The sequence below is a fragment of the Metabacillus niabensis genome, from assembly GCF_902829255.1.
Taxonomy (GTDB): Bacteria; Bacillota; Bacilli; order Bacillales; family Bacillaceae; genus Metabacillus; species Metabacillus niabensis.
Genome location: NZ_CADEPK010000141.1, coordinates 1 through 12,288, shown reverse-complemented (window position 1 = coordinate 12,288; position 12,288 = coordinate 1). Strand labels below are relative to the sequence as shown.

Below are 12,288 nucleotides of genomic sequence, written 5' to 3'. Positions count from 1 at the left end.
TACATGATGTATCGACATTCTTTATCACTCCATCAGGAAACATCATTTTTGAGTATATTGATCAACGAAAATTAAATCCTCTATATCATAATGACAAGCAGAATTTATTTTCTTTATTAAATTTCGAACCAGATAAGCAATACAGTTTCCCTGTTATAAAAAAAACATATTTTTTTGAGAATTATATTATTATAAGCGTTCTACAAAATAACGAATTTATCGGTACAGTTGTCATTGGTCCTACTCTTCCCTATGTATTATTCGAACAGAAAATTAACGGAATCATTAATGACTTTCACGTCTTTACTCATAGAGAACAAGTGTTCAATTACTATAAAATGATTCCTATTATTTCAAAAGAAAAAATAATTCATCTAGGCGTCATGAGTAATTATTTAATCAACAATATCTTACTCTCACCAAAAGAAGTAGCTTATGAGAATAATCTACTTAAACAAAAGTCAATAGGAATGGAACCGACTAATATCATCTCTGAAAAAGCTAACCCATATGAAGCTAGTCATCATGACCCTTTATTAGAAAAACAACTCCTTTCAATTATTAAAGAGGGACGGATAGAAGAATTAAGGATGTTTACCAAATTAGAGGAAGAAACAACCGGGGTATTATCAAAAACAAGCCATGTCCGTTCAAAAAAGAATTTAGGTATCGTAGCCATAGCCATTGCTACTCGAGCTGCCATTGATGGTGGTCTACACTCAGAAATTGCCTTTTCTTTAAGTGATAGTTATATTCAACGACTAGAGGATTTAGCTTCTATTGAGGAGATAGACAACTTACAGATGGAGGCTATCTTTACTTTTACAAAAAGGGTTTCCGAAGTGAAAGAGCAGCAGCACACAATAACGGTTACAATTTGCAAAAATTATATTTACTCAAACCGGTTTGAAAAAATCACTCACGAAGATGTAGCAAATATTGTTCAATTAAGCCAAAGTTATTTGTCAGTTCTTTTTAAGAAGGAAGTAGGCATTTCTGTGAGTGACTACATTCAAAAAATAAAAATAGAAGAAGCAAAAAACCTTATCGCCTATACAAATACCCCTCTATCAGAAATAAGTTCCTTACTTCAATTTACTGATCAAAGTTACTTTACGAAGGTTTTTAAGAAATTTGAAGGGATTACTCCCAAACAATATAAAGAGAGACATCATTTAATTTAAAGAGATTGACGATACTCTAGGCATCTGGATATACAAATTTTCATTATTATCATGACGAAGAAAAAGGCGTGCATCAAATAAGCACGCCTTTCTTTCATTACTTCATATTAATTTGAAGCAGTCTTTCTTCGCTTTACGAAGTATAATACTCCCCCAGCTAGAACGAACACGATACCTGCAAGAATGATGTTAAAGTTGTTCGTTGCTGTGTTCGGAAGTACATGATCAGCTTGAGATGGAGTTGAAGTTGAATTTGGTTCGCCGTCGAATACTGCATACGTACTGAAGTGATCAGTATATGCTGAGACTTCTCCATTTTTGTATTCCCCGCCGATTAGTTCCCATTTTCCTTCTGCTTCATTCCAATAGTAAACTTTTACATTGTTAGGGTTTTTCACTTGTTTCGGATTAACCTTGAATGTAAGTTTAACTTTCTCACTGAATTGATGATACGCCTTGCCGTCAGCTTCAATTGTAAAGTCGTATGCAACTAGAGAACCTTTCGCTTCCATTTTCTCAATTTTAATATTTAGATTATCTGCTAATGGCAGAATAGAAGCAGGAATTTGTACATCGACATTTCCATTTGTTACAACAATTGTTGCATTAGCATCTTTTAAAGCTTGAATTTGTTCTTTTGTAAGAGTTAAAGTTGCATTTATTTTATTGTCAACTTCAATTACAACTATACCTTCTTCTTCAAGATTTTTAAGTGCATCATCACTAATTGTGTACTTGTTGCCATTCTTAGTTACAGGCACTTTAATTTCTTTTGCATTATTTGAATTTCCTGGGTTTTCATTTGGCTTATTACCTGGTTTTTCTCCCGGTTTATTTCCTGGGTTTTCTCCTGGCTTATTTCCTGGGTTTTCGCCTGGTTTATTTCCTGGGTTTTCTCCTGGTTTATTTCCTGGGTTCTCGCCTGGTTTATTTCCTGGGTTCTCACCTGGATTTTCTCCTGGGTTCTCGCCTGGATTTTCTCCCGGATTCTCGCCTGGGTTTTCTCCTGGATTCTCGCCTGGGTTTTCTCCTGGATTTTCGCCTGGATTTTCACCTGGGTTTTCTCCTGGGTTTTCACCTGGGTTTTCACCTGGGTTTTCTCCTGGTTGATCATTTACATCAACGATTCGGCCTTCTACTTCTGTTGGAATCTTTTCTAGGCTTACTAGATGATCTCTGAAGTTTTCCCAATCTGATAAACCTAAATCTGTTACACGTCCTTCTTCATATGCTTTCGCAAAGACGTCATACCCATCTCCACCTTTAGCTGTGAAGGCATTTGTTGCGATTGTATATGTTTCATTGTCTTCAACTTCTACATAGTTACCATTTTCATCAAGATATTTTACAGATACGACACGTTCTCCTGCCGGTTTTGTTGAATCAAATTCCACTTTACCGCCTGCTACATGTAAGAATCCGCCATTTTCTGCTGGGTATTTACCGAAGCTAATTTCAAATGCTTCTTTTAACTCCGCACCAGTGACATCCATTGTTGCTAATGTATTACCAAATGGTAGAACTGTAATGACTTCACCAACCGTGATTGGACCTGCATCAATTGCGGCACGGATTCCACCACCGTTTTGTAATGCCATAATGACATTTTCGCCAGTGAATGATTTTGCTTTTTCAAGCATTCCATCTGTAATTAAGTTTCCTAAGATTGTTTCATTTTTACGTACGCTTGGCTGAGTATTGTCTCCATTTGTACGTGGGTTTTCTAATGCAACTTCAGCTGTTACACCAATTTCTTGTTGGGCAACTTTGTCAATTTGTTCCTTGTATGGCGCTAAAATAGCTGCAGCTTCCTTGTCTGCTTCCTGGTCACCGATTGGAATTAATTGACCTTTGTGGGCAACAATAACGCCATTTTCGTCAAATTCCGCATTTAGCACACCTAAGTTACTATTCGCATTTCCTGTTTGCACGATTACTGTTGGTGTTTCATCTTCAGCTATTACCGTTGGTTCTGATAATGTTGTGTGACTATGACCACCAACGATAATATCGATGCCTTCTACTTCTTTTGCAAGGACTAAATCGTTATCGATTGCCGCATTATCATCATAACCGATATGTGTTAAAGCGATAATTTTGTTAACACCTTGTGCTTCTAAGTCCCTAACAGCTTTTTCCGCTTCTTCTAAATAGTTTTCAAACGCGATAGATCCTGGACTAGAAATCGCAACGGTTTCTTCTGTTGTTAACCCGAAGATACCGACCTTTTCACCATTTACTTCTTTAATGATTCCGTTATAAATTTGACCGTTCTTGGCATCAGCTGTAACTGAATCATTGAAAATTCCAGTGAATTTATCATCTTTTGAAAAATCAACGTTCGCACTTACAAATGGGAATTTTGCACCATCGATGAATTCAACTAATCCCTCATGTCCTGTAGCTGAAGAACCTAAATCGAATTCATGATTACCGAATGTCATCGCATCAAAGCCCATTAAGTTCATTAAAGCTAAGTCTGCTTGACCTTGGAATTCGTTAAAGTATAACGTTCCAGTAAATACATCTCCCGCATGTAAAAGAAGTGCATTTGGATCCTTCGCTCTTTCTTCTTTAACAGCAGTAACTGTCTTCGGCATGTTGTCTAAGGATGCATGTGTATCATTTGTGTGTAGAACTGTTAAATCAAAGTTGTTTGTTTCTTTGTCCGTTAAATCAACTTGAATCAATAACGGATCATGATCAGAAGCTTGTCCCTGTGCTTCTGTATAGTTTGCATTAATATGAATCATATCTGCTACTGTGCTATCTGCGATGTTGTTCGAAACTAGAATATGATCAAGCACTTGGTTGTTGCCTTGGAAGAAATATGAGAAACGATCGTTTGCTGGAACTTTATCCACCATATTTGTTAATTCGTTTCCTTTAAGAATGTCCAATGTTTTTGTAAATTCAAAATCATTCATATCGCCAGCAAGGACAACGTTTAAATCAGGATTTTTTGCAAGTCCCTCATCGATAAAATCATTAATTGCTTGTGCTAATCCATGTCGTTCCGCTTCAGAATTTAATTTTGGAGGCTGGTTAGATCCCCATAATGATTGATCTCCACCTTTAGAGTTCAAGTGTGTTCCAATAACAACTACTCGCTCACCTTTGAACTCAAATTCAGCAGCAATCGGTTTACGTGTATTAGGGAATTTCGCTGGGTCAATCACACCTGGGTTAAGAGTTAAATTTCCCTCTTCACTCCATGCATTTGCTTGAGTACCAGTACCTTTTGTTCCGTCAACTAATGACACGCGTTCTGGATTATAGAGATATCCTACACGAATATTTCCACCAGGTGCTCCACCATTATCATTATTAACAGGAGCCACGTCTGTCCATTCGTAAGCAGGACCTCCAGCAGCTTTGATCGCTTCAATTAAGCGTTGATAGCTTTCTGAAGCATCTGTATTACCTGAATCTGTTTCTCCATCATTATCTTGAACTTCAACTAACGTAATAACATCTGGAGATTTCATATTGTCTACAAATGTTTTCGCAATTCTCGCTACCTTCTCATCTGGTGTATTTGATTTATTGTTTGAGAAGTTTTCGATATTGTATGATGCAACAGTTAATTTATCTTCAGCTGGTTCAATATGAGTTACTTCAGGCTGAATTGTAGACTCGATTACTTTTGGTAATGTCTCTTTGTTTGTTAAGAGCTGATAGCCTGTGCTTGAGTAAGAAATAACCCCTTCAACATCACCATCAAACGTATCACCTGATTTGAAGTTACTGCCTACATTGTCTAAAAATATTTTTTCCGGGTTATAATCATCTGCTGCAATATTTAGACCGCCTTGATTATTTAGCTCATTGTTTGTCGTGCTCTCAACAATGATTGGAACATCATTTGAGTAAGGAGGGCCAACTACTTTCGCATTCGGGAATGAAACTCGCATAAATTCTACAGATTCCCAGAAATCAATCCCATCTTCAGCAGGATCAAATGATTTCATTTCATCATTATCAATGATTTTGTTAGGAGGCATGATGTCTTTTCCAACAACAAGTGGCGCTGGTAACTCAGCCGTTCCCGTCTTTGTTATTAAACTTGCGTTAATTTGAGTTTTAGAAAGGTTTGCACCGCCACCATACTCTTCTACAGTTCCGTCAACTGATACTTTATCACCGACAGAAACTCCATGAGATGATTTGTACACTTGAATCGCTTCTGATGTTGTATTGTCATCGTCGGCATTTTCATCTTGAATGATAAAAGATGATCCGTTAATAACATATGTTACAACACCCGTAATACCCTTTACTGAAGAACCGTCATATTTTGAAACATGTCCTTTTCCTTGAATATCACGAATTTTCACGCCTTCAGTATTTAAAATCGTATAAGTGAAGCTAAATACTTCGCTTACTTCCTCACCATTAACAGCAATCGCTTTAATCGTTGTGTCTCCAGTATTTAAGGCAATTGGTTCCACATATTTTGTACTTTCTGTAGTTGGTTCTGTTCCATCTGTCGTGTAATAAATCACAGCACCTTCAATACCAGATTTCAGTTCAATTTTTGTGCCTGCTGGTACAGTGCCTTGTGGTTGTTCTACATATACTGCTGGTTTGTTGACTAAATCATAGCTTTCAAGACCAAATGTCTTTAAATGATATCCATCATTATCAATCGAGCCGATTCCTGTTAAATGAACTTTGTCGCCTTCTTTATAGTATTTAATCAGTTCATTATAGTCAGAACCTGTGCGATTATCATGAATAACACGTACCTGTTCACCTGATTCTGTCTTTGCTTGGAAAATCGCAGTTCCATAGCTATCGCTTTCAAGGTTAGTAATTGTTATATTTTCTAGTTTTAGTAATTCCCCTTGAGTTGCTTCGTTAACTGCTGTTGGCGCGATAACTTGAGCTTCTGGAAGACTGTTACCAGAGGAAATAATCTCCATACTCGTTGGTTGAATTTCTAATTCGTTTTTATAAGTTAATAACTTACCAGTAATTTTTACTTTATCCCCAGGTTGTACATCTTTCGGGCTACTATAAACGAACATTCCCGCTGTTTCATCCTGCATATAGAAAGTATCATAACCCCAAAGTCCATTCTTTGTTGTAGCGATACCTTCAATTGTTACAATATTACCTGCTCCTGCTTCACGAGCTTCTGCAACTGTCATTGCTTCTGCTGGTGCTTCAGGCTCTGTCGGTTCTGTCGGTTCCTCTTCAGAAGGTTCACCGAATGTGTGCGTTCCTAAATTTGAAAAGTTATCTTTCCCTAAATTCGTCCATTCCTTAGTAGGATCAAAAGCATCATCAATTATTGTATCTCCTGCTAGAATATTACTATTTCTAACTAGAGAAACATCTGCAAGGGAATTTTCCACTGATCCAACTTGTCCAATTGAATCCACAACCGTTCCATTTTTCTTAAGAACGATTTGATCGTTACCGTTGAAATTAATGACATTTTTGCTTTCATCAATATAATCAGCAACAGCAACAATAGCGGAACTCGCATCTGAACGCGAGATAACGTATGTATCACCAGCAGCAATCTTCCCCACTAATGGTAATACCTTATCCGTTGTCGTTGTTCCGGTTGTGGCACTTCCACTATTATTATAATGTTCAAGAGTATATTCACTTAAATCGATTTCTGCGCTCGTTCCATTGTATAACTCAATGGCTTTGTTAAAACTAGAACCTTCAACATATTCTGAGATAATTAAATCCGCACTAGTTTCAGCCTTTGCATGTGAATTAGCAAATGGTGAAACTAAGCTTAAAAGTAGGACAAGTACCATGACAATACTTGCACTCTTCTTATGTCTTCGTTTCATGTTTCTCCTCCTTTTAGATTGGTTCTGTTTTTTTCTCTTGCTACTTGAAAAACGTTTCAGCCTTTCAAGACCGAAATTACTGTCTAAAGTGCTCCCTCTATATAACTAAACCTCTTTTCTGTATGATAATAGTCATTTAATAGGAAAGGGGTATGCACTTAAGAACTCTTGTAATTTCAGTACAGGGAACTTTCTAGGGGAATTTGCTGTTGGAACGGTTTATTATGTTACCTTAAAATTCAAGGAGTTATCGATGTGTTTCGTGCTGATGATTCCAATTAAAACGCATAATTTTAATACGACATCTCTAAATCAGCAAGTTCGTGCTTTTTTAATCCACTTCTATTTTTTGTAATGATTGTTTTTAAAAATACCATAAGTAGACCTAAAGATGAAATTTCATTGAATTGTAGCTTCATTTAACACTTGTTTAGAGAGCTATAACCATGAGGGACTGAACTGAATGTTGGCTCTTAATCCAGATTACAATTCAATCTTTGTAATGTACTGTTTGAAAGCATGCCACTTGGTGTATTCTTCAACATTCGGACATTTACAACAAATACTAATTCGTCTCTAAAACAAAAATACGTCCATCCATCAATCTGTGTTTAAAAGCTAATTCACTTCATGTAAGGATATACAGATAAACCGTTCCAAATTGTTAATTTCTTGCTATTTTCCCGCTTGAAATACACAACAAACTTTTCCCCTCTATCATTTTATCGTTTTACTATTAACCTAGTATTAATTCATTGTAAAAAAATGACGAAATTTCGAAAAATTTGATAGTGATGTTTGCTGGAATATTTGTAGGGAATGTTAATATGGTTAGTTATTATGGGGATAGATTGTGTAAAGGGTAAATCCTATACGAACTACTATTTCGAAGAAGTGAATCATGTAATAGTTGACCATCCCTAACACCAAATACTCAACAAAAATTTACAGAAAACAGCATGATTTAAGTGGGAAAGATTGGTGTTAAAGATGGCTAAAAGGGAAATTGTCAGTCTGTAGAAAAATTCATCTTACCTCTTACTCAGGAAGCACTTCATAGGCCAACTTCATAATTACATCCTTATGCTCGGGATAAGATGATAAAAGCTCAGCTTGTGTGAACAGTTCAAAGTCTTGAAACTCAAAGCCAGGTGAGACCATGCATCCTACTAAGGAAAATGTATCGTTATCCATAACAGAAGAGCCAAAGATCGAGTTTTTCGGAACTAATGCTTGTGGTACCTCTCCGTTATCAAAATCTAATCCAAGCTTAATTTCTTCATATTCTCCATTTTCATGAATGATATGAATTGTTAATGGACTTCCGGCATGGTAATACCATAATTCATCTGATTTCAAACGGTGAAAATGTGATATGTTATTAGAAGTTAAGAGAAAGTAAATGCTCGTATAAAGCTTCCGCACCCCATCAAAGCTTACCGATAACTCCTTGTCCGTCGTCTGCTCCCCTGATTTAAATGTTTCTTTATAATATCCACCCTCAGGATGTGCTTCAAGTCCAAGTTTGGATATATAATAGTGTGCATCGCGTTGTTCCATAATATAAATTCCTCCTAATTACTAGCATCTAATCAATTAATATATTGTTATTTTTAGTTTGATAACCTATTAAAAACTTATCATTAAGTGGAAGGTAGAATAAGTAGTCCTGCCCCCAATTATAAGGAGAACACTATAGAAAAGAATAACATAGTTCTTGGTGCCAGTCACATCAAGAGTCAAAGGAACAGATCTCCTGCCTAACTATCATAATCTATAAAAAAGGAAATAAGAGCCGTCCTTCTTTTACAAAAATGTCTTGTACAAAAATACTGTAAGTTATAATATGAGGAATAAGGTTTCACCCTTTTTATTGAACTTTAGGAAATATCTAACAAAATCACTGTTACTTGTAGATTAGCTTGTCAATTCAAATCAGAATGAGAAAGGGAAAGATAAAATGAATAAAGACTCATTTGATCGTTTTAAGTGGATTAATGAAAGTAAGGCAGAATTTAGTCAAGATACATTGATTATAGAAGCGCCTGCCAAAAGTGATTTTTTTTGTAATAATGGTGTTGTTTCAGATTCAGGCGTGTTGCCACAAAATCTATTGAATGCTCCGTTTTATTATACTGAAGCAAGCGGAGATTTTGTAATGCGCGTTCAAGTCTCTCATGAATTTAAGGATATGTATGATGCGGCATGTATTATGGTAATGCAAGATGACAACATTTGGGCAAAAGCTTGCTTCGAAAAAACAGATTTTGATACACATGCAGTCGTTAGTGTTGTCACAAATCATGTATCAGACGACGCAAATGGTTGTAACATTGAGGGAGAAACAGTGTGGCTACAAGTAGCAAGGGTAGGGAATGCTTTCTCTTTCCATTATTCGTTAGATGGAATTAAATTTGATATGATGCGTTTTTTCAGTTTGCCAGTTGAAAAGACGATCAAGGTTGGCTTAGTCGCTCAGGCACCGATTGGAAATGGCGGAGTCCGAATGTTTAAAAACTTTACATTAGTAAATAAATCAATTAAGAACATTCGTGCTGGCGAATAAATCTAAGATTCTATGAAATAGTTTTATTTTTTTAGTCTCAATCCATAGGCACAAAATTTGTAGGCAAGTTTCGGGATTCTGCCATATGGATTCCAGGTCAGACTTTAAATGTGCTTATTGTAAGTGATTCCCTAATATAACCCTTTATTGAGCTTTATCGCAGTCTATCGATAGAATATACCCGTACCTTTTAATTCACCTGAGAATATTGCACCGTTAATAGTTATCCACAGATAAATTCCTAATCCAGTCAAAACCATCCATGATAACAGGTGGTCTGTTCTATCGCGATACTTACAATTCCATGTTGTTTATGTTAAATATGAGTGTCTTTTAACATTGAAATTCCTCCATATGTTGATGTTTTGGGTGGCGAACCAAAACTATTTTAGCACCATGGGGGAGTTTTTATCCTCATGAGCATTCAAATTCTTGTGAAACGTACTACCTAGAATCCTCTAACTCTTCTAAAAATCTTAACTTACCTTTATAAAATTTCAACTCTCAATAATAAGTTTCAATAAACTTTCTTCTTTAAAATACCTTAAAAAGATAATAAAAAAATGACGCCCTTAATGGACGCCTAAACTAGCATTTCTATTACATTCATATTTACGCATAATCACATCATTTAACGGTTCTAACAAGTCTGCCTCTATTAATGCATTTAATAGCCTTTCGTCCCTTAATGCCTTTTCGTCTAGACACGTTACAAAATCGAATAATCTATTTAGTGAGGTACACTTTTTAAATATCGTATTCCTTTCATAGCTGCGTAATTTTTGCGTTATTTAAGTATTTGATTCGTTATTACTTACGATTATATAACAGTTTCCTTTAATTTCCTACAGCTTTAAAACGTTGTAATCGCAATATTATTGGGAAACTTTTCGACATTGTATACGTGTATTTCAACTCATATTGGATATGCCTAGATGGATTTTTTATAATACATGGGTTCTCTATTAAATATAAGAAAAGTTAATAGAATTGTATTTAATTCATACGGTATTCAATCTTACTATTTGTTCCAATATCCATCCATACCTACTACGAGTGTTTTACTGAAAAGGTAATCCCAGAATCATCTCACAAAAAAGACCTTCAACATTAACGTTGAAGGTTCTTAATTTCACAGCTTTTCATGCTTGCTGAGACAATTTTATGAAGCATCTTTCATGTTTTCAAGAGGAGGGTTAAATTGCCCTTCCCATTTAGCGACAACAATCGCTGCTAATGAATTTCCTACTACGTTCACCGCAGTACGTCCCATATCTAGAATTCGGTCAATACCAGCAATAATCGCTAACCCTTCAGCAGGTAAACCAATTGTGCTAAATGTTGCTAATAGAACAACGAATGAGACACCAGGTACTCCTGCCATACCTTTAGAGGTTACCATCAAGACAAGCATTAGGGTTATTTGTTGGCCAATGCTTAGTTCAATGCCAAACATTTGCGCAATAAATAATGATGCGATTGCTTGATATAAAACAGAACCATCTAAATTAAACGAGTAACCTGTTGGAATAACAAAAGTCGCAATATGCTTTGGACTTCCTGCTTGCTCCATTTTGTCCATAATTTTCGGAAGTACCGTTTCCGAACTTGATGTTGAAAATGCTAAAATTAACTCTTCTTTAATCATCTTCAATAATTTAAAGATACTGAACCCAACAATTTTACCCATTATGCCTAAGACCACAATGACAAAGAAAATCATTGTTCCATAAACGGTAAGAGCTAATTTACCTAATGGAATAAGTGATGCAAAACCATATTTAGAAATCGTTACCCCGATTAATGCAAACACACCAATTGGCGCATATTTCATAAATAAGTTTGTCACATAAAACATTGCACTTGCCGTACCTTCAAAGAAACGTAAAACCGGTTTTCCTTTATCTCCAATAGCTGCAATTCCAATACCGAAAACGACAGCAAAGAAAATAATCGCAAGCATATCGCCTTCAACCATTGCACTAATTGGATTTGTCGGAACAATATGAAGAAGTGTTTCGGCAATTGTTTTTCCTTCTTGCTCTTCTGATGTTTCAACATAGTTTGAAATATCAGTATGCTCCAGCTTGTCCATATTTAGACCAGCACCAGGCTGGAAGATATTCGCTGCTATAAGTCCGACAGCTATTGCAATCAATGTCATCCCTATAAAATAAGTAAGTGATTTAGCTCCTAGCTTACCAACAGATTTTAAATCACCAACACCTGCAATCGCAACGATAATACTAGAAAGGACAATTGGCACGACAATCATTTTAATTAAACGGAGAAACAGATCCCCAAATGGCTGTAAAACACTTTGTGCCGTTTCACTTCCATAGAAGATTCCACCGATGATTATACCTAATATAAGACCGATAAAAATTTGACTTGCTAAACTTAATTTGAATTTTTTCATTAATTACCCCACCTTCTTGTTGATTTTATATAAACGAATGTCTCAGGCAAGGGAAACAAATAGATACGATATTTCACACAAAAAAACGGCTAATGCCGATTCACCATTCTCTATCCTACTGTTTCCTCTCAATCGCTTACGAGGTTAGCTTTCAGGTTAGGACTACGGGAAACAATGAGCCCCTTCTTTTTAAAGAATTCACCAATAGCGGAACTATCCGCAGAAAAAATTTGGGTCCCCCGCTCTTAAAATAAGATTAAGCAAAAAACGAACTATTTCAATTTTATCATCAAAATACTATTT

At 35.9% G+C, this 12,288-nt stretch carries 5 protein-coding genes and 1 riboswitch; of the genes, 2 read left to right on the top strand and 3 right to left on the bottom strand.

Annotated elements, in window-relative coordinates; all coding sequences use genetic code 11:
• Positions 1–1,184 (top strand): helix-turn-helix domain-containing protein (locus tag HU235_RS11425; RefSeq protein ID WP_174880300.1); only part of this gene is annotated, 1,184 nt, incomplete at its 5' end.
• 107 nt (positions 1,185–1,291) lie between these two features.
• On the opposite strand, the gene HU235_RS11420 is transcribed toward HU235_RS11425, so the two are convergent.
• Both HU235_RS11420 and HU235_RS11415 read right to left on the bottom strand, forming a co-directional pair.
• A complete protein-coding gene (locus HU235_RS11420; RefSeq protein ID WP_174880299.1) occupies positions 1,292–7,000 on the bottom strand; it encodes a 5'-nucleotidase C-terminal domain-containing protein in 5,709 nt (1,902 codons plus the stop codon).
• 1,038 nt (positions 7,001–8,038) lie between these two features.
• Complete coding sequence (locus HU235_RS11415; protein WP_174880298.1) at positions 8,039–8,560, bottom strand: cupin domain-containing protein; 522 nt, start codon at positions 8,558–8,560, stop codon at positions 8,039–8,041.
• Between the two features lie 400 nt (positions 8,561–8,960).
• On the opposite strand from HU235_RS11415, the gene HU235_RS11410 reads away from it, so the two are divergent.
• Positions 8,961–9,566: a DUF1349 domain-containing protein gene (locus HU235_RS11410; protein ID WP_174880297.1), complete on the top strand. Its 606-nt coding sequence runs from the start codon at positions 8,961–8,963 to the stop codon at positions 9,564–9,566.
• 1,162 nt (positions 9,567–10,728) lie between these two features.
• Here the strand turns inward: HU235_RS11410 and HU235_RS11405 are convergent.
• Complete coding sequence (locus HU235_RS11405; RefSeq protein WP_145585011.1) at positions 10,729–11,985, bottom strand: cation:dicarboxylate symporter family transporter; 1,257 nt, start codon at positions 11,983–11,985, stop codon at positions 10,729–10,731.
• A 118-nt stretch (positions 11,986–12,103) separates the two neighbouring features.
• A riboswitch (cyclic di-AMP (ydaO/yuaA leader) is annotated at positions 12,104–12,258 on the bottom strand.
• Positions 12,259–12,288 lie beyond the last annotated feature (30 nt).

Bases quoted from the DNA above. Each gene is read 5' to 3' on its own strand.
- HU235_RS11420 (WP_174880299.1), bottom strand. From the start codon at position 7,000: ATGAAACGAAGACATAAGAAGAGTGCAAGTATTGTCATGGTACTTGTC.
- HU235_RS11415 (WP_174880298.1), bottom strand. From the start codon at position 8,560: ATGGAACAACGCGATGCACACTATTATATATCCAAACTTGGACTTGAA.
- HU235_RS11410 (WP_174880297.1), top strand. From the start codon at position 8,961: ATGAATAAAGACTCATTTGATCGTTTTAAGTGGATTAATGAAAGTAAG.
- HU235_RS11405 (WP_145585011.1), bottom strand. From the start codon at position 11,985: ATGAAAAAATTCAAATTAAGTTTAGCAAGTCAAATTTTTATCGGTCTT.